The organism is Crossiella sp. S99.2 (assembly GCF_023094165.1).
Taxonomy (GTDB): domain Bacteria; phylum Actinomycetota; class Actinomycetes; order Mycobacteriales; family Pseudonocardiaceae; genus Crossiella.
Genome location: NZ_JALMDK010000021.1, coordinates 27,689 through 46,051 on the forward strand (window position 1 = coordinate 27,689; position 18,363 = coordinate 46,051).

General features: G+C 71.2%; 18 protein-coding genes. 7 read left to right on the forward strand and 11 right to left on the reverse strand.

From position 1 onward, the window contains the following. Positions 1–12 precede the first annotated feature (12 nt). Entirely contained in the window at positions 13–999 is a 987-nt protein-coding gene (locus MZC64_RS44185; protein ID WP_247765637.1) for an ABC transporter substrate-binding protein, read from the forward strand. A 31-nt stretch (positions 1,000–1,030) separates the two neighbouring features. On the opposite strand, the gene MZC64_RS44190 is transcribed toward MZC64_RS44185, so the two are convergent. Together MZC64_RS44190 and MZC64_RS44195 are read right to left on the reverse strand one after the other, a co-directional pair. Beyond that, complete coding sequence (locus MZC64_RS44190; RefSeq protein WP_247765636.1) at positions 1,031–1,270, reverse strand: hypothetical protein; 240 nt, start codon at positions 1,268–1,270, stop codon at positions 1,031–1,033. Positions 1,271–1,409: 139 nt separating this feature from the next. Beyond that, on the reverse strand, positions 1,410–1,982 hold the full coding sequence (locus tag MZC64_RS44195) for a hypothetical protein (protein WP_247765635.1): 573 nt from the start codon (positions 1,980–1,982) through the stop codon (positions 1,410–1,412). A 237-nt stretch (positions 1,983–2,219) separates the two neighbouring features. Between MZC64_RS44195 and MZC64_RS44200 the strand changes: the two genes are divergently transcribed. Then, positions 2,220–3,398: a low temperature requirement protein A gene (locus MZC64_RS44200; protein ID WP_247765633.1), complete on the forward strand. Its 1,179-nt coding sequence runs from the start codon at positions 2,220–2,222 to the stop codon at positions 3,396–3,398. Here MZC64_RS44200 and meaB read toward each other — a convergent pair. Both meaB and MZC64_RS44210 read right to left on the reverse strand, forming a co-directional pair. Further along, on the reverse strand, positions 3,356–4,321 hold the full coding sequence (meaB, locus tag MZC64_RS44205) for a methylmalonyl Co-A mutase-associated GTPase MeaB (RefSeq protein WP_247765632.1): 966 nt from the start codon (positions 4,319–4,321) through the stop codon (positions 3,356–3,358). The genes MZC64_RS44200 and meaB overlap by 43 nt on opposite strands. Positions 4,322–4,354: 33 nt before the next feature. After that, entirely contained in the window at positions 4,355–5,554 is a 1,200-nt protein-coding gene (locus MZC64_RS44210; protein ID WP_247765630.1) for an acetyl-CoA C-acetyltransferase, read from the reverse strand. A gap of 142 nt (positions 5,555–5,696) precedes the next feature. On the opposite strand from MZC64_RS44210, the gene mce reads away from it, so the two are divergent. Then, positions 5,697–6,146 (forward strand): methylmalonyl-CoA epimerase, encoded by a 450-nt coding sequence (gene mce / locus MZC64_RS44215; protein WP_247765629.1) that lies wholly within the window; start codon positions 5,697–5,699, stop codon positions 6,144–6,146. A 45-nt stretch (positions 6,147–6,191) separates the two neighbouring features. Here mce and MZC64_RS44220 read toward each other — a convergent pair whose 3' ends face one another. From MZC64_RS44220 to MZC64_RS44230, 3 genes are all read right to left on the reverse strand, one after another. Further along, entirely contained in the window at positions 6,192–8,588 is a 2,397-nt protein-coding gene (locus MZC64_RS44220; protein WP_247765628.1) for a penicillin acylase family protein, read from the reverse strand. Positions 8,589–8,728: 140 nt separating this feature from the next. Then, entirely contained in the window at positions 8,729–9,322 is a 594-nt protein-coding gene (locus tag MZC64_RS44225) for a TetR/AcrR family transcriptional regulator (protein ID WP_374205887.1), read from the reverse strand. Positions 9,323–9,371: 49 nt separating this feature from the next. Continuing rightward, the gene (locus MZC64_RS44230; protein WP_247765626.1) at positions 9,372–9,731 is read right to left on the reverse strand and encodes an SPW repeat protein; all 360 of its coding nucleotides are present in this window, start codon (positions 9,729–9,731) and stop codon (positions 9,372–9,374) included. 213 nt (positions 9,732–9,944) lie between these two features. Between MZC64_RS44230 and ccrA the strand changes: the two genes are divergently transcribed. Beyond that, on the forward strand, positions 9,945–11,276 hold the full coding sequence (gene ccrA / locus MZC64_RS44235) for a crotonyl-CoA carboxylase/reductase (RefSeq protein ID WP_247765624.1): 1,332 nt from the start codon (positions 9,945–9,947) through the stop codon (positions 11,274–11,276). Positions 11,277–11,364: 88 nt separating this feature from the next. Continuing rightward, positions 11,365–13,698, forward strand: a complete 2,334-nt coding sequence (locus MZC64_RS44240) for a M protein (protein WP_247765622.1) — start codon at positions 11,365–11,367, stop codon at positions 13,696–13,698. A 4-nt stretch (positions 13,699–13,702) separates the two neighbouring features. Here MZC64_RS44240 and MZC64_RS44245 read toward each other — a convergent pair whose 3' ends face one another. Then, positions 13,703–14,092, reverse strand: coding sequence for a DUF4440 domain-containing protein (locus MZC64_RS44245; RefSeq protein ID WP_247765621.1), 390 nt, complete (start codon positions 14,090–14,092; stop codon positions 13,703–13,705). Here MZC64_RS44245 and MZC64_RS44250 point away from each other — a divergent pair. Continuing rightward, entirely contained in the window at positions 14,084–14,521 is a 438-nt protein-coding gene (locus MZC64_RS44250) for a helix-turn-helix domain-containing protein (protein WP_247765619.1), read from the forward strand. The genes MZC64_RS44245 and MZC64_RS44250 overlap by 9 nt on opposite strands. Here MZC64_RS44250 and MZC64_RS44255 read toward each other — a convergent pair. Continuing rightward, a complete protein-coding gene (locus MZC64_RS44255; protein WP_247765618.1) occupies positions 14,481–15,245 on the reverse strand; it encodes an alpha/beta fold hydrolase in 765 nt (254 codons plus the stop codon). The genes MZC64_RS44250 and MZC64_RS44255 overlap by 41 nt on opposite strands. A 20-nt stretch (positions 15,246–15,265) precedes the next feature. Here MZC64_RS44255 and MZC64_RS44260 point away from each other — a divergent pair, with 20 nt between their 5' ends. After that, the gene (locus tag MZC64_RS44260) at positions 15,266–17,350 is read left to right on the forward strand and encodes a GNAT family N-acetyltransferase (protein WP_247765617.1); all 2,085 of its coding nucleotides are present in this window, start codon (positions 15,266–15,268) and stop codon (positions 17,348–17,350) included. Here MZC64_RS44260 and MZC64_RS44265 read toward each other — a convergent pair. After that, positions 17,331–18,056: an alpha/beta hydrolase gene (locus tag MZC64_RS44265; protein WP_247765616.1), complete on the reverse strand. Its 726-nt coding sequence runs from the start codon at positions 18,054–18,056 to the stop codon at positions 17,331–17,333. The genes MZC64_RS44260 and MZC64_RS44265 overlap by 20 nt on opposite strands. After that, entirely contained in the window at positions 18,053–18,349 is a 297-nt protein-coding gene (locus MZC64_RS44270) for a hypothetical protein (RefSeq protein ID WP_247765615.1), read from the reverse strand. The genes MZC64_RS44265 and MZC64_RS44270 overlap by 4 nt, the downstream gene beginning before the upstream one ends. Between the last annotated feature and the right edge of the window lie 14 nt (positions 18,350–18,363).

Consider the following 18,363-nt stretch of genomic DNA (forward strand, 5'->3'; position numbering starts at 1 on the left):
AAGGTGGGAAAAATGAACGCATCACGGACCGCGCTGACGATGGGGGCCGCGCTGGCTACCGTGCTCGCGCTCGCGGCCTGCGGCGGCGGCAAGATCGGGGAGACTCCCGGCGGCGCTGCGCCTGCCAACAACAAGAAGCTGGCGCTGCTGCCCGGGGTGAAGGGCGAGCCCTTCTACATCTCGATGGAGTGTGGGGCCAAGGAGGAGGCTGGCAAGCTCGGCTACGAGCTGAGCGTGCAGGCCCCGGAGAAGTTCGAGGCCGCGCTGCAGGTGCCGATCGTGAACAGCGTGCTGGCCGCCAAGCCTTCCGGCGTGCTGATCGCGCCGACCGACGACACCGCGCTGGGCACTCCGATGAAGCAGCTGACCAGCGCCGGGATCAAGGTCGTCGAGGTGGACACCAAGCTGAAGGACCGCTCCATCGCGGCCTCGGCGATCTCCTCCAACAACAAGCAGGGCGGTCAGCTCGCCGCGCAGACCCTGGCCAAGCTGATCGGCGAGAAGGGCTCGGTCCTGGTGATCAACACCAAGGCCGGCACCTCCACCACGGACGCCCGCGCCGCGGGCTTCGAGGAGGAGATCAAGAAGTACCCGAACATCAAGTACGTCGGCCAGAAGTACAGCGACAACGAGCCCTCCCAGGCCGCCAACATCGTCTCCGCCCAGGTCGCCGCCACCCCGGACCTGGCAGGCGTGTTCGCCACCAACCTCAACTCCGGCGAGGGCGCCGCGGCCGGCCTGCGCAACGCGAACAAGCGCGGCGAGGTCAAGCTGGTCGGCTTCGACGCCAGCCCGAAGCAGGTCGACGGCCTGCGCAACGGCGATGTCCAGGCCCTGATCGCGCAGGACCCGGCGGGCATCGGCCGCCAGGGCGTGCAGCAGGTGGTCAACGCGCTGGAGGGCAAGTCCACGACCAAGGAGATCGAGACCAACCTGGTCGCGATCACCAAGGACGACATGGACAGCAAGAAGGAGTACTTCTACCGGACCAGCTGCTGAGTTCGCGCGCTCGCGAGCCCAGGTGGGGCGCTTACCCCCGCCTGGGCTCGCGTTCGTCCAGGTGCTGCTTCAGGGTTTCCGCGTCCAGCTTGGGGATCGGGAAGGTGCCGGTCGGGTAGTACGGCAGGGAGTCGACGTCCTCGCGCTCCCGCAGGTCCTCCACCGAGACCTGTCCCGGTCCGGTGCGCTCACCCGGCCAGAGTCGCAGCACCAGCACGGCCAGTGCGACACCCACCGGAAGGGCGAGCAGCACCCACCACACAGCGCTCATCGTTGTTGACTCCTGCTCGGATCGAGTTGTCTTCGAACCCTCAAGATACCTCGGCCGAGCCCCTGGTCCGTGCGCTCATCCACAGGTCAGGACAACGCTCTCACCTGCGTGATCAGGCTGTCGCGCAGGGTCACCCGAGTTAGCGGACGCCGCGGTAGAGGTTGAGGCAGTAGCGGCGCAGGGCCAGTTCGACCGGCGGCAGCAGCTGCACGGAGTCGCCGAGCGGGAGGCGGTAGCCGTTGTCGATGCCGTGCCGGCCGTAGAGGTGTTCCATCTCCGGGTGGCGCTGGCGGAAGTTGGAGTCGCCGGGGTAGAGGTCCAGGCTGATCTTGCCGCGCTCGCCGCGGGTCAGTTCGACCGCGCCGAGTTCGGCCCAGCGCAGGGTGAACGGCGAACCGTGGTCCTCGTCCCAGCGCAGGCCGTGCGGGGAGATCCGCAGCCGCCGGTCGCGGGAGATCACCCGCCAGCACATGACCGCGATCAGGGACAGACCGAGGAAGCCAGCGCCGAGCGCGCCGGTGGTCACCCGGAGCACGCCGCCCGCGCCGATCACGCCGAAGATCGCCAGCAGCATCACGACCAGGCCGAGCACGCCCGCGCCGACGGCGCCGACGAAGACCTTGCGCCGCGCCTTGGAGCTGAGGTCGAGCAGCACACCGGTGGACGCGGTGGGCACGCGCGGGCCGAGCGGGTTGCCGGAGTGCGTGTGCACGGGTGGGCGACCGCCGAAATTCGTTGCGGGATAAAGGTTCCGGGGAGGGGCCTTGGGGATTCGTACCGTCACGTTGTCCATCTGGGATACCCGCTGTTGCCCGCTCACCCCTCCAGCATAGGCCCGCGCGCGGGGTGCTCGGGGGTGACGCTGGTGGCTTTCGCACCCAACTTTCGTCGGTCCTCCATCCCGGTGTCCACAGAGGACAATCGCGGGAAACTGCCGCAGAATCAGCGCATGCGACCCTGGCACCGGCCGATGGCCGCCCGCGACGCCACCGAAGCGCACCGCGCGGCCACCCCGCTGGAACTGTTGTTCGACCTGTGTTTCGTGGTCGCGGTGGCCGCCGCGGCAGCCGGGCTGCACCACGGCCTGAGCGAGAACCACCTCGGCTCCGGCGTGCTCGGCTACGTGCTGGTGTTCTTCGCGATCTGGTGGGCCTGGATCAACTTCACCTGGTTCGCCTCCAGCTACGACACCGACGATGTCCCCTACCGCCTGACCGTCCTGGTCCAGATCGCCGGTGGGCTGGTGATGGCCGCCGGGGTGTCACTGGCCTTCGAGCAGAACTACACCGTGATCACCATCGGCTACCTGGTGATGCGGTTGGCCATGATCGTCCAGTGGCTGCGCGCGGCCAGGGCCGATCCGCCGCGCCGGGCCTGCGCGCACCGGTTCGCGCTGGGCATCGCGCTGGTCCAGCTGGGCTGGATCGGCAGGCTGTTCCTGCCCGAGTCGCTGTTCCTGCCCGGGTTCCTGCTGCTCGCGGTGCTGGAGATGCTGGTGCCGGTCTGGGCCGAGCGCCGCGGCCCGACCCGCTGGCACCCGCACCACATCGCCGAGCGCTACGGCCTGTTCACGCTGATCGTGCTGGGTGAGTCGGTGCTGGCCGCGACCACCGCGATCCGCGCCGGGCTGTCCGCCCAGCAACACATCCCGATCCTGATCTCGCTGGCCGTGGCCGGGCTGGTGATCCTGTTCTCGCTGTGGTGGCTGTACTTCGACCAGCCCGCACCCGCCCTCGACGGCCTGGGCAAGGCGCTGAGCTGGGGCTACGGCCACTACCTGATCTTCGCCTCGGCCGCGGCGGTCGGCGCGGGCCTGTCCGTGGCGGTGGACTACGACCTGCATCGCGCGCACCTGTCCACGGCCGCCGCGGGCTTCGCGACCACGGTGCCGGTGGCGGTGTTCCTGCTCAGCGTGTGGCTGCTGCACATCGGGCCACGCAGCGGCGGCGCGCTGTCGATCGGGTTCCCGGTGACGGCGGTGCTGGTGCTGGGCTCGACGTTCTCGGGGGCGCCGATCCACGTGACGGCCGGGTTGCTGGCGGTGCTGGTGGCGGTGACGGTGATCAGCCGCGGCCGCGCGGCGGGTCAGCCGCGCAGTCCGGCCAGTAGCTCGTCCGCGGCGGCATAGGGGTCCAGCTCGCCCTCGGCCACTCGTTTGCCCAGGTCGGTCAGTGCGGTGCCGCCGCGGAGATCGCCCAGCCGACTGCGCAGCTCGGCCAGTGCGATGGCCTCGATCTCCGCCTCGGCCCGCCGCTGCCTGCGCTGGTCCAGCTCGCCGTGCTCGGTCATCCAAACCCGGTGGTCCAGCAGCGCGGTGACCACCTCGGGCACGCCCTCGGCCCGGCTGGCCACCGTCTTGATGATCGGCTGGCGCCACATCGCGCCGCGGATCTCCTTGCGGCCCAGGGAGATCATGTACTTCAGGTCGCGCACGGTGGCGTCGGCGCCGTCCCGGTCGGCCTTGTTCACCACGAACACGTCGGCGACCTCCAGGATGCCGGCCTTGGCCGCCTGGATGCCGTCACCCATGCCGGGGGCGAGCAGCACCACCGTGGTGTCGGCCAGCGCGACCACCTCGACCTCGGACTGGCCGACGCCGACGGTTTCGATCAGCACCACGTCGCAGCCCGCCGCGTCCAGCACCCGCAGCGCCTGCGGGGTGGCCCAGGACAGGCCGCCCAGGTGGCCGCGGGTGGCCATGGAGCGGATGAACACGCCGGGGTCGGTGGCGTGCTCCTGCATCCGGATCCGGTCGCCGAGCAGGGCGCCGCCGGAGAACGGGGAGGACGGGTCGATCGCGAGCACGCCGACCCGTTTGCCCGCCTGCCGGAACGCGGTGACCAGCGCGGAGGTCGAGGTGGACTTGCCGACGCCTGGCGATCCGGTGAGACCGATGACCTGCGCGCGGCCGGTGTGCGGGGCCAGTGCCGCCGCGACCGCGCGCAGGTGCGGGCTGGCGTCCTCGACCAGGGAGATCAGCCGCGCGACCGCGCGCGGCTGACCCTCCCGTGCTCGCTCGACCAGGTCGGCGACGTCGATCGCTCGGGCCATGTCAGACGGAGACCTGCTCGCCAGGGTCGACCATTAGACAGACGGTACCCGGATCACCAGCGCGTCACCCTGGCCGCCGCCGCCGCACAACGCGGCCGCGCCGACGCCGCCGCCGCGCCGCTGCAGCTCCAGTGCCAGGTGCAGCACCACCCGCGCGCCGGACATGCCGATCGGGTGGCCCAGGGCGATCGCGCCGCCGTTGACGTTGACCTTGGCGTCCGCGGCCGCCTCGTCCAGGCCGAGCTGGCGGGCGGCGACCACACCGACCGCGGCGAAGGCCTCGTTGATCTCGATCAGGTCCAGCTCGGCCGGGTCGATGCCGTCCTTGGCGCAGGCGGCCTTGATCGCGTTCGAGGGCTGCTCGTGCAGGCTGGCGTCCGGACCGGCCACCACGCCGTGCGCGCCGATCTCGGCCAGCCAGGTCAGGCCCAGCTCCTCCGCCTTGGCCTTGCTCATCACCACGACCGCGGCCGCGCCGTCGGAGATCTGCGAGGCCGAGCCCGCGGTGATGGTGCCGTCGGAGGCGAAGGCCGGGCGCAGCTTGCCCAGGGTGTCCACGGTGGTGTCCGCGCGCACGCCCTCGTCCGTGCCGAACAGCACCGGCTCGCCCTTGCGCTGCGGGATGGCCACCGGCGCGATCTCCTGCTCGAAGATCCCGTTGGCCGTGGCCGCGGCGGCGCGCTGGTGCGAGCGGGCCGCGAAGGCGTCCTGCTCGGCCCGGGTCAGGCCGTAGCGCTGGTTGTACTTCTCGGTGGAGGCGCCCATCGCGACCTGGTCGAAGGCGCAGAACAGGCCGTCGTGCGCCATGTGATCCTGCAGGGTCACATCGCCGTACTTGAACCCGGAGCGGGACTTCGGCAGCAGGTGCGGGGCCTGGGTCATCGACTCCTGGCCACCGGCCACCACGATGTCGAACTCACCGGCGCGGATGAGCTGGTCGGCCAGCGCGATCGCGTCCAGGCCGGACAGGCACACCTTGTTGATGGTCAGCGAGGGCACGCTCATCGGGATGCCCGCGGCCACCGCGGCCTGCCGGGCGGGCATCTGCCCGGCGCCCGCGGTCAGCACCTGACCCATGATCACGTACTGCACGGCCTCCGGCGCGACCCCGGCCCGCTCCAGCGCGGCCTTGATGGCCACCCCGCCCAGCTGGGCGCCGGAGAAGTCCTTGAGCGAGCCGAGCAGCCGCCCCATGGGGGTACGGGCTCCGGCGACGATGACCGAACCAGACACGGCTGCCTCCAGCGACACTGCGGGTGGGAATTGGTCTGTTGGGACTGGCTTGGACCATACCGCCGGTACGCGACAGCCTGCCTTGTGAGGACGCCCACAGAAAGCACGGGTAACCCGGCCGGTCAGTTACTAGTCTGCCCCTATGCAGCAGGAACTCGGGAAATTCGTCACCGCGATCGACCACGTGGGCATCGCCGTGCCCGACCTGGACGAGGCGATCGCCTTCCACCGCGAGACCTTCGGGCTGGAGGTGGCGCACGAGGAGACCAACGAGGAGCAGGGCGTGCGGGAGGCCATGCTGCGCGCCCCCGGCGATGTCACCGGCGCGACCCAGATCCAGCTGCTCGCGCCGTCCCGGCCGGACTCGACCATCGCCAAGTTCATCGGCCGCAGCGGCCCCGGCCTGCAGCAGCTGGCCTACCGGGTGACCGACATCGAGGCGGCCTGCGCGGCGATCAAGGCCAAGGGCCTGCGGCTGCTCTTCGCCGAGCCCAAGCGCGGCACCTCGGACAGCCGGATCAACTTCATCCACCCCAAGGACGCCGGCGGCGTGCTGGTCGAACTGGTGGAACCGGCCAAGAACGGCCACTGACCTGGGTGTGGCGTTCCCGGCTCGCACCGGGAACGCCACCAGCACTCAGGAGGACTTGGGCACCAGGATCAGGTACCGCTCGGCATTCCGCTCCACCGCGGCCTTGCTGTAGAGCAGCGGGAAGTACTCGCCCTTGCGCCAGCTCTCGGCCAGGTCCTTGTAGTGCGGGTCAGCCGGGTTGCCGGACTGGCCCGGCGCGTTGACCGCCTTCGAGCCGTCCCAGTTGCCGACGTCGATGACCACCCGCAGCGAGGCGCCGCCGATGTGCCGGAAGTCGGCCGACTCGTACTCGGAGTTGTTCACCGTGTCCGAGGCCCCGCCACGCGGGAACGGGCCGACGTTGAGCCGCTTGCGGGCGGCCTCGTCGACCAGTGGCGAGATCGGGTTCTCGAACCGGGTGTGCTGCAACTTGCCCCACTGCCAGGCGGCCTGGTCCGCGCCGAGCTTCTGCTCGACCTCGGCCCTGGCGCTGACCAGCGAGTCCAGCAACAGCTTGTCCCGCTTGGCCTTGGCGTCCGCGCCGAAGTAGTTCTCCGGGTGCTCCAGCGCGTCGATCAGGACCTGGGTGTCCGGCTTGGTGAAGAAGTCCACCCCCGGCAGCACGGTCCGGGTGAACTGCGGGCCGAGGTGCTTGGTGAACCAGGTCTCGTACAGCGCGGCCGGACCCGATTCCGGCCCGGTCACGTGGTTCCAGCCCTTGAGCAGCTCCAGCGATGCCTTGATCTTGGGATCAGCGCTGGTGAGCGAGCCCAGCACCGCGGTGATCTTGCGGGCCGGGATGGACAGGAAGTCGTTCTGCAGCTTCAGCGAGTCCTCGAAGGCCAGCTTCGGCTTCCCGTTGAGCACCTCCGCGATCCGCTGCGCCCGGTACGGGTCCGACCAGGCGTCGTAGCCCAGTCCCAGCTTCTGGTGCGAGGCCGGGACGTTCATCTCGTTGGCCGTGGCCACCCAGCCACTGGCCGGGTTGATCGTGCGCGGCAGGTCGTCGCCGGAGTAGAAGCCGTTCCACTCGTAGCGCCCGTCGCCGGGCACCGGCAGCAGACCGTCGTGGTTGGGCCGCTTGGGCACCAGCGCGCCGGGCAGCCAGCCGATCTGGCCCTGTGTGTTGGCGTAGACGTGGTTCGCGCCGGGCGCGCCCCACTTCTTCAGCGCCTCACCGAACTGCTGTGCCGTCTGTGCCGTCTGGTAACCCAGCGAGGCGAAGTAGGGCGAGGTGCCCGGCTCCATCCACACCGTGCGCAGCCCGTAGGCCAGGTGCCGCTGGGCGTCGACGTAGAGCACCGGTCCGTGCCGGCTGAAGGAGAGCGCCAGATCCCGGCTCTGCTCCCCCTTGACCGGCAGTTTCTCGGTCACCGTGCGGAAGGACTCGTACCCGTCGCCGTACTTGTACCGGCTGTGGTCGGCCGGATCGAGCTGGTAGACGTAGAGATCCTCCTGGTCGGCCGGGAACATGGTCAGCCCGAACGCCGAGGTGCCGTTGTGTCCCAGGGACAGGCCAGGGATCATCGGCTCGCCGGCGCCCACGATGTCCAGCCCCGGCGCGGACAGGTGCGCCAGGTACCGCGAGGACGGCAGGGTCATCAGCCGGTGCGGGTCATCGGCCAGCACCGGTCGCCCGGTCGCCGACTTCGCCGCGGAGATGGCCCAGTTGTTGCTGCCCTGCGCGGGCGGCGCCTTGCTGACGCTGATCTTGCCCGCGCCCGCGTCGAAGGTCACCGGGAGCACGGCGGCCCCGTAGGCGTTGAGCAGCGGCTCGGCCACCTGGGCCACCGCGCAGACGTCCAGGCCCTGGGGGACCGAGACGGCGTGCTTGGGTTCCAGGTTCTGCCGGATCGCGTCGGCCTCCGGGCTGCCGGCCAGGCAACTGGTCAGCGCGCGCAGCGCCTCGTAGTAGCCGTTGGTGACCAGGGCGTGGTGCCGGATGCGCACCACGTCCTCGGGCTGCCACTTCGCCGGGCGGTAACCGAGGGTCCGGAATTCCTCGGGCAACGCGTTCGGGTTCCTGGCCAGCCATTCCAGGTAGCCGTTGATCCCGGCGACGAACTTGGTGGCGACCTCCTTGGCCTGCGGCGGGTAGGCCGCCCATTCCTTGGCCAGGTCACCGCGGTAGAGCACCGAGCGGGCGCCCTTGTCCAGCTCGGCGTACCCCGCGCCGAGCACCTCGGAGAGCGTGCCCAGCCCGCGGCGGTGCCACAGGTCGAGCTGGAAGAGGCGGTCCCTGGCGGCGTTGAAGCCCTGCCCCAGGTACACATCGGCGGTGTTGGTGGCGTAGATGTGCGGCACGCCCCACTTGTCCAGGACCATGCGCACCGGCGCGGTGAGCCCGGCGACCTGGACGGTGGTGGTGCTGCGACCCGCTGGTTCGGCGAGGGCGGTCGGTGCGATCACACCGGTTGCCAGCACACCGGCCAGCAGCAACGCCCCCTTTCTCTTTCCTCGCAAGAAGAATCGTGCCGTGCGTGTCATGCTGAACTCAGCCCCAGTTCATGTCTCGTTGTCACCTGATCGGATGACGGAAGGACACGTGTCCTTGATATCTGGAGACCTCGGGGCAAACCAGGAAGTTTCGGCGTTATTAAGCCCTACTTGACAGGTGGATCAAGGGTTCCGATCGCCCGCGCGATCAGCTCCACCTCGGCCGCCAGGCGGTCGGCCTGGGCGGCAGGCCAGTCCGGGTGGTGCCGGGCCACCGAGTGCCGGTAGCCCACGGCCAGCGCGAGCAGGGTGGCCGCCGCGGTCACCGTGGTCGCGGGCGCGTCCGGCCGGGCCGCGGCGATCACCTCCTGGGCGTGGCCCACGGTCCGCTCGAACCGGGCGTGCAAGGCATCGCGCACCGCGGGGTGGGTGTCGGCTTCCCGCCACAGCAGGTGGCTGAGCAGGGTCGAATCGTCGTGGTGCGCGTCCAGCTCGGCCACCAGCGCGCGCAGGCTGGCCGCGACATCGCCAGGCACCACAACGGTTTCCAGGTCCACCGGGTGTTCGGGCAGCCGGTCGACCAGCGCGGCCAGCAGGTCCGGTTTGCGGCGGAAGTAGTAGTGCACCAACGCCTTGGGCACCCCGGCCGCCTCGGCGATCCGGGAGGTGGGGGTGGCGTCGAAGCCGGACTCGGCGAAGAGGGTCTCGGCCGCGGCCAGGATGCGATCTTTGGCGGACAGGGCGATTTCTCCTTGGCACAGCAGGAGGCCGGTCGCCGCCAGGGACGACCGGCCCGCGTTCAGCCGACGGTCAGTGCGATCCGGCCAGCCCGTGCGCGGCGTTGGCCGCGGGCAGGGCCGAGGCGCCGGCCAGGATGGCCAGCACGCCGACGACCCAGGACATCCAGGCCGCGGCCATCAGTTCGGTGCTGTAGCCCATCACCCAGGGCGCCAGGAACAGCAGCGCGCCCAGGCCCATGTGCACGTACTCACTGGCCACCGAGCCCGGCTGGGCCAGCGACCACAGGGCGGACACACCCAGCAGCGCGCCCAGCAACACCATGGTCCACATCGAGCGTTCGGAGCTGTCCAGCACCATCGGGCTCAGCAGCACGACCACGCCCATGACCACCGCGGCCCAGTCCTGCCAGCGGCTCCATGCCTTCTCCATCACGACCACCTCCATTGACGGCCGAAAAGGGTCTTCCTAGCTCCCAGAGTCCTCCCTGATTGGCCGCCCGGTCAAGAATTCCGCGCGTTCCCAGGGTCACGATCGGACGAACCTCGCCGTGCAGTGGCTCACAACTCGGCTTCTGGATCGTTTACTCGTGAGTAACCTCCCCCGAACTGCGCCGATGGCATACAACACCCACGGAGGTCCCCCGTGCAGAAGATCCTCGACGCGATCCTGGCCGGTGAGAACGAGGCACTCGCCGAACTCGCGGTGCCGGAGTCCTACCGAGGAGTGACCGTGCATGCCGACGAAGCGGGCATGTTCGAGGGCGTGCCGACGAAGCAGAAGGACCCGCGGCGCTCACTGCACCTCGACGACGTGCCCACCCCCGAGCTGGGCCCCGGTGAGGCACTGGTCGCGGTGATGGCCAGCGCGATCAACTACAACACCGTGTGGACCTCGATCTTCGAGCCGGTGTCCACCTTCGGCTTCCTGCGGCGCTACGGCCGCACCTCGCCGCTGGCCTCCCGGCACGACCTGCCCTACCACGTGGTCGGCTCCGACCTGGCAGGCGTGGTGCTGCGCACCGGGGCCGGGGTGAACAACTGGAAGCCGGGCGACGAGGTGGTCGCGCACTGTCTCAGCGTGGAGCTGGAAAGCCCGGACGGGCACAACGACACGATGATGGACCCGGAACAGCGGATCTGGGGCTTCGAGACCAACTTCGGCGGCCTGGCCGAACTGGCCCTGGTCAAGACCAATCAGCTGATGCCCAAGCCCAAGCACCTGAGCTGGGAGGAGGCGGCCAGTCCAGGGCTGGTCAACTCCACCGCGTACCGGCAGCTGGTCTCCACCAACGGCGCGGGCATGAAGCAGGGCGACACGGTGCTGATCTGGGGCGCCTCCGGCGGCCTCGGCTCCTACGCCACCCAGTTCGCGCTCAACGGCGGCGCGACCCCGGTGTGTGTGGTCTCCAGTCCGGAGAAGGCCGAGATCTGCCGCAAGATGGGCGCGGAGCTGATCATCGATCGCTCGGCCGAGGGCTACAAGTTCTGGAAGGACGAGCACGAGCAGGACCCGTCGGAGTGGAAGCGGTTCGGCGCGAAGATCCGCGAACTGACCGGCGGAGACGATCCGGACATCGTTTTCGAGCACCCCGGCAAGGAGACCTTCGGGGCCAGCGTGTTCGTCGCGCGCAAGGGCGGCACCATCGTCACCTGCGCGTCCACCAGCGGGTTCATGCACAGCTATGACAACCGCTACCTGTGGATGAACCTCAAGCGGATCGTCGGCTCGCACTTCGCCAACTACCGGGAGGCCTGGGAGGCCAACCGCTTGATCGCCAAGGGCCGGATCCACCCGACACTGTCCAATGTGTACTCGCTGGAGAACACCGGTCAGGCGGCCTACGACGTCCACCGGAACGCACACCAGGGAAAGGTTGGTGTGTTGTGTCTCGCACCGGAGGCCGGCCTGGGTGTGCGCGATCCCGAATTCCGTGCGGCGCATGAGGATGCGATCAACCGATTCCGTGGTGTGTGAGGGTTTTCTCGCGTTTTCCCACGGATGGCCTACTGCGTAGCGGGTGGCGCGAGCACAGTCCGGCGCGCGGTGCGGGTAGCGTGAGGCCATGGGTCTTGGCAGCGGTGAGCTTGTGCCACTCGGTTCCGGCTTCGACACGGTGCGGCGCGGTTACGACCGCAGCCAGGTGGAAGAGCACCTGGAGCGGCTGGACGCCGATCTTCGCATCCTGGCGGCCGATCGGGACGCCGCGGTGTCCCAGGCCGGGGATCTGGCCAGGCAGCTGGAGTCCAAGCGGATGGAGGTCGAGGACCTCAAGGGGTCGGTCGACCGGCTGTCCAAGCCGCCGACCACCCTGGAGGGCCTGAGCGAGCGTCTGCAGCGGATGCTCAAGCTCGCCCAGGACGAGGCCCACGAGACCCGCGCCCGCGCCGAGGAGGAGTCGGCCAAGACCCAGGCCGACGCCGAGAAGGCCGCGGCCGGGCTGCGCCGCCGGTACGAGCAGCTCATCGCCGAACTCGACGCCCGCCGGGTGCAGATGGAGGCCGAGCACCAGAAGGTGCTGGCCGACGCGCGCACCGAGGCCGAGCGGATCATCGGCGAGGCCACCGCCAAGGCGGCCAAGCTGGACGCCGACTCGCTCGCGGTGCGCACCAAGGTGGAGGAGGACTTCGAGATCGCGATGTCCTCCCGCCGCACCGAGTCCATGCGCGGACTGGCCGAGCAGGAGGCCAAGAGCAAGGCCGAGGCCGAGCGCCGGGTGCGGGAGGCCACCGAGGAGGCCACCAAGCGGCTCACCGAGGCGACCGCGGAGGCCAACCGCCGGTTGTTCGAGGCGACCGAGGAAGCCACCAAGCGCCGCAACGACGCCATCGCCGAATCGACCACCATGGTCGGCGAGGCGACCGCGGAGGCGGAGAAGCGCCGGGCGGACGCGCTGGAGCAGTCCACCACGATGGTCCGCGAGGCCACCGCCGAGGCGGAGAAGCGCCGCGCCGACGCCCTCGAGCAGTCCACCACCATGGTCCGCGAGGCCACCGAGGAAGCCGCCAAGCGGCGGGCCGACGCCAAGGCCGAGGCCGAGCGCCTGGTCGGCGAGGCCACCGCGGAGGCCAACAAGCGGGTCACCGAGGCGACCGCGGAGGCGGACAAGCGCCGGGCGGACGCCCTGGAGCAGTCCACCACCATGGTCCGCGAGGCCACGGACGAGGCGGCCAAGCGGCGCGCGGAGGCCAAGGCCGAGGCGGAGAAGCTGGTCAAGGACGCCACCGAGGAGGCGGAGAACCGCCGCGCCGAGGCCCTGGAGCAGTCCACCACGATGGTCCGCGAGGCCACCGCGGAAGCAGAGAAGCGCCGCGCGGACGCCCTCGAACAGTCCACCACCATGGTCCGCGAGGCCACCGAGAAGTCCGAGAAGCTGACCAAGGAGTCGACCGAGGCGGCGGACAAGCGCCTGACCGAGGCGACCAGGGAGTCGACGAAGCGGGTCGAGTACGCGACCAAGCGGGTCGAGCTGCTGCGCGCGCTGCGCGGCCGGGTGACCGGGCAGCTCAGCACCATGCAGTCCGAGCTGAAGGCCATGCACTCGGAGATGGAGGCCATCCACGGCCTGTTCGTGGACGCCACCCCGCTGCTGGCCGAGGGCGACGACGAAAGCCTGATCCTGGACCAGCCGGTGCTGCCGGAACCCGAGCCCAAGCCGGAGCCGAAGGCCGAGGCCAAGCCCGCCGAGCCCGCCGCCGAGGCCAAGGACACCGCCCCGGCCCAGCCGCAGAACGCCCAGCCCCAGCAGACCAAGGCCCAGCCCGCGCAGTCCCAGCCCGCCCAGCCGCAGCCTGCCCAGTCTCAGGCCGCTCAGCCGCAGCAGGCCCAGGCGCAGCCGACTCAGGCGCAGCCCGCGGCCCCGGCGCCGCAGCCGCAGCAGGCCCAGCAGGGCGGTCAGCCGCGGCAGGCCGCACCGGTCCAGCCTGGCCAGCCGCAGGGCCCCGGCAACCAGCAGCAGGTCGCGCCGCAGCAGGTCCCCGGTGGTCAGCCGCCTGTCTCCCCCGCCGGTGTGCCGCAGGGCGGACGTCCGCCCGCGCCGGGCAACCAGCGCCAGCCCGTGCCGCAGAACGCCGCCCAGTCCGGTCCCGGCCAGCCGGGTCAGCCGCCGGCCGACCGCACCACCGCGATGCAGGCGCCCAAGGGCAACCCGGCCAAGCGCACCCCCAACGTGCAGGCGCAGAACCCGGCCTCCCAGCCGCCGCAGCCGGTGCGCGGGCAGCGCCCGCAGTCGCCGCACCCGCAGCGCCAGCCCGCGGCCCCGCGTCCCACCATGGACCCGCCCACCACGGCGATGAAGAAGCCCCCGGCCCAGCAGCCGCAGGCCGATCTGGACGCGCCGACCAAGCAGCTGCGCAAGCCGGCCCCGCCGGCCGGACCGCAGAACCCGCCCCGCCGCTGACCCGCTAGGCGCAGCCGTTCGGGTTGTCGATCACGTATCGCCACCGCCCGTCCGGCCCGCGCCGGGCCACGTCGGTCGCGGTGCCGCTGATGTGCACCGGTCCGTCCGGGCCCTCGCCGCCGATCTCCCAGTCCACGATCAGCAACGCCAGGTCGTCCATGACATAGGTGTGCCTCGGCCTGACCTCGATCGGCAGGCCGAGGGACATCAGGTGCGCGTTGGCGGCGGCCCGCTGCGCGCCGGTCACCGGCAGGCCCGGCCTGGGCGCGAGCAGGCCGCCGGGTTCGTAACAGGCTTCCACCGCGGCCGGGTCGCCGGAGTTGAACGCGGCGGCGAAAACGTGCGGGTGCTGGCCGGGATCCTCGGTCAGCCGCACACTGGTGCTGTGGTCCATGCCGACAGCCAAGACGCACCCGCCGCGGGTCACCAAACGGAAACCCACGGCTGGGACGCCGAGCTGGTCCCGGACGAGCGGGGCCGCACCGCCCGGCCCGAGCCGGACTGCCCGGTCGAGGTGGCCCTGGCCGCGATCTCCGGGCGCTGGACCACGCTGGTGCTGCGCGAGCTGATGTCCGGCGAACGCACCTTCTCCCAGCTGCGCGCCGCCCTGCCCACGCTCAGCGCGAAGATCCTCACCGAACGCCTGCACGAGCTGACCGCCCGCGGCCTGGCCCACCGCGAGCAGGTCAACGCCTTCCCACCCCGGGTCGGCTACCGGCTCACCGCGGCCGGCCTGGCGTTGCGGCCACTGCTGATCTGCCTGTACGAGACCGGGGCCGCGCTCAGCCGGTCGCGCGCAGGAACTCCAGCACCGCCGCGCTGAACTCGGCCGGGGTCTCCAGCGAGGGCAGATGCCCGCTGCGCGGCAGCTGGGTCAGCACCGCCGAGGGCACCACCCCGGCCATGGCACTGGCCAGCGCGGGCGGGATCAGCGCGTCCTCCCGGCCGGTGAGCACCAGCGTCGGCACGGTCACCGCGGCCAGGGTCGCGGTCGAATCGGGCCGGGCGGCCATCGCCCGCTGCGCCCAGGCCACGCCTTCGGCCGACTGGTCGGCGATGAGCCTGCGCACCGCCGCGACCACCCTGGGCCGCTCGGAATGCGTGTACTGGCCGAGCAGGCCCTCGATCACGGTGTCCGGCAGCCAGTCCACGCCCTCGGCCTCGATCCGGGCCGCCATCGCCAGCCGGTTCGCCCGCTGCTCCGGTGTGTCCGCGACCGCCTTGGTGTCCACCAGCACCAGCCCGGACACCCGTTCCGGCGCGAGCCGCAGCAGTGCCATGGCCACGTAGCCGCCCATCGAGCAGCCGCCCAGCACCACCCGGTCCAGCCCCAGCTGATCGAGCAGGCCGAGCACATCGCGCGCGACCACCTCCAACGACGGGGGTTCCGCGCCGAGCGGGGTGCGGCCGAGGCCGCGCTGATCCGGGGTGATCACCCGGGCCTGGGCGGCCAGTGTGTCGCGCACCGGGTCCCACATGCGGGAATCCAGCGGGAACGCGTGCAGCAGCACCAGCGGAACGCCTAATCCAGTGTCGTTGACGGGCACGGGTTCTTATCCTGCCTGCTGTGACTCCGCCACGCTTGATCGTGCTGACCGGGATCTCCGCCGCGGGCAAGACCACCGTGGGCCGCCTGCTCGCCGAGTCCTTCGAGCGCGGCGCGTTCGTCGAGGGCGACCAGGTGCGCGAGATGGTCCGCACCGGCCGGATCGACATGACCCCGGAACCCGGTCAGCAGGCCCTTGACCAGCTGCACCTGCGCTACCGGCAGGCCGCGGCGCTGGCCGACTCCTTCGTCGAGGCCGGGTTCACCGCGGTGGTCGAGGACGTGATCATCGGGGACGGGCTGCGCGCCTTCCTGGCCGCGGTGCGGTCCCCGCTGGTGCACCTGGTGGTGCTCGCCCCGGAGACCGGCGCGGTTGGCGCGCGGGAGCGTGCCAGGGACAAGACCGGCTACGGCGGCGAGTGGACGGTGGACGTGCTGGACAGCATGTTCCGCGCGGACACCCCGCGGCTGGGCCTGTGGCTGGACAGTTCGGGCCAGACCCCGGCCGGGACGGTGCGCGAGATCCTGGACCGGCTGCCCGACAGCCTGCTGTCCGACCCGCCGGCGGTGGTGCGCACCGAACGGCTGCTGCTGCGCCGGGTCCAGCAGGCGGATCTGCCCGCGGTGGTGGAGATCCAGTGCGATCCGGCCGCCAACGAGTTCAACGCCTTGCTGCCCACCCCGGCCCAGGTGACGGAGCTGCACGCCGGCTGGCTGCGGGAGTGGGCCGAGCACGGCATCGGCTATTGGGCGATCGTGCAAGCCGGCACCGGCGAGACCATCGGCCTTGGCGGGCTGTCCGTGCGCCGGATCGCGGGCGAGGACGGGTTCAACCTGTACTACCGCTTCCGGCCCAGCGCCTGGGGTCAGGGCTACGCGACCGAGATGGCCAGGGCGGCGCTGGACTGGGCGGAGCGGGCGGCGCCGGACCGGCCGGTGCTCGTGGTCACCGTGCCGGAGAACACCGCGGCCAAGCGGGTCGCGGCCAAACTCGGCATGGCGCCGATCGGGGTCACCGACGAGTTCGCGCACAAAGGCGAGCCGGTGCTGGCGTTGTTCCGCAGGCCGCGCCCGGCCCCGGACGAACTGCACACCGAACGGCTGTGGCTGCGCCGGGTGCGGCGGTCGGATCTGCCAGTGGTGCAGGAGATCCAGGGCGATCCGGCGACCAACCAGTACAAGGTCGCGCCACCCAGTTCGGCGCAGGTGACCGGGCAGCTGACCGAGTGGCTGGAGAGCTGGGCCGAGCACGGCATCGGCTACTGGCTGGTCATCGTGGCCGAGACCGGTGAGGTGGCAGGCATCGGCGGCCTGGAGCCGCACGTGCTGGGCGGGCGGCCGGTGCTGAACCTGTACTACCGGTTCCGGCCCAGTGCCTGGGGCCGCGGCTACGCGCCGGAAATGGCCACCGCGGCCATCGAGTGGGCGGCCGGGGCGCTGCCGGACCGGCCGGTGCACGTGGCCACCGCGACCGCGAACGACAACGCGATCCGGGTGGCGGCCAAACTCGGCATGGCCCGGATCGGCCGCACCGACGAGTACGCGATCAAAGGCCTTGCCCTGTACCGGAAACCGCTGCCCGAGCCCGAGGAACTGCACACCGAACGGCTGTGGCTGCACCGGCTGGGCCCGGACGATCTGGCCGGGTTCAGCGAGATCCAGTCCGACCCGGAGACCAACCGCTTCAGCCGCAAGCCGGCCACTCCGGCGGCGGTGGCCGAGCTACACCAGCGGATCGTCGAGGACTGGGCCCGCGACGGCATCAGCTACTGGGCGGTGCGGCTGGCCGACACCGGCGAGATGCTCGGCTACGGCGGCCTGCGGCACGCCACCGTCGACGGCCAGCCAACGCTGAACCTGGCCTACCGCTTCCGCCCGTCCGCCTGGGGCCAGGGCTACGCGCCGGAAATGGCCAGGGCCGCGGTGGACTGGGCGCGGCGGGCCCGGCCGGAGCTGCCGGTCAGCGTGGTCACCCACTTCGACAACACGGCCTCCATCCGGGTCGCCGAGAAGCTCGGCTTCGTCCTGGTCGGCAGCACCGAGTACGGCGGCCAGGGCACCTCGGCGCTCTACCGCGACCCGGCCGTCACGACGCCGGAAGCGTGACTCGCCGCGGCAAGGGCGTCGCCAGCTCCGGCGCGACCACCCGCACTACCTCGTCCAGCACCACGTCCGCGTAGCCCACCAGCAGGTGTTTGGCCCCTGGCAAGGTCACCACCTCCGCCTGCGCCAACGGCGCGAATCGGGTCCGGGCCTGTTCGGGCCGCAGGTGGTCGTCGTGCTCGGGCACCAGGCAGGTCACCGGCAACCCCGACTCCCGCCACCGCGCCAGCTCCGCAGGCCCGCTCCACCGCAGCGGCGGCGCGACCAGCACCGCCCCGCGCACCGCCGGGTGCGACCCGTGCCGCAACGCCAGATCGGTGCCGAAGGACCAGCCGAGCAACCACACCTCGGGCAGTCCCCTGGCCTGGGTGAACTCCAGCGCCGCGGCGAGGTCCTGGCCTTCGCCGACGCACCGCTCGAAGGCGCCCTCGCTGCACCCGGCCTCGCTGGCGGTGCCCCGGGTGTTGAACCGCAGCACGGCGAATCCGGCCAGCGCGGGCAGTCGCCAGGCGGCCTTGCGCAGCAGGTGCGAGTCCATCATGCCGCCGTGGGTGGGCAGCGGGTGCAGGCAGACCAGGGTCGCGCGTGGCGGCCGGTCCACCGGCAGCGCGAGTTCGCCGACCAGGGACAGGCCGTCGGCGGTGCGCAGCGTGATCGGCTCACGGAGGGCGGGCAGCACGGTGTTCGCCCGGATCTCGACCTCGGTCACGACCACCGCCGGGTCGGTCCGCGCCGCGACCGCGCGCCCCAGCACCCGTTGTGCCAGTGCCGCCGGTCCGTGGCCGACCCCAGATCGTCCGCGGGCCAGGCCACCACATGCGCCACCCCTGGCCGGATCTCGTGATCGCAGCCCGGACACCGGTACATCTTCGTGGTCTGCGCGCCGGGCACCGAGCGGACGATCCAGTCGCCGTCGGAACCGGACTCGGTGCGGGCATCACCCAGTCCGCCGCCGAGCGGTCGATGACCGTCGGCGCCATGGGATCGATTACGGCGAGGCACGAGAAAACACGGTA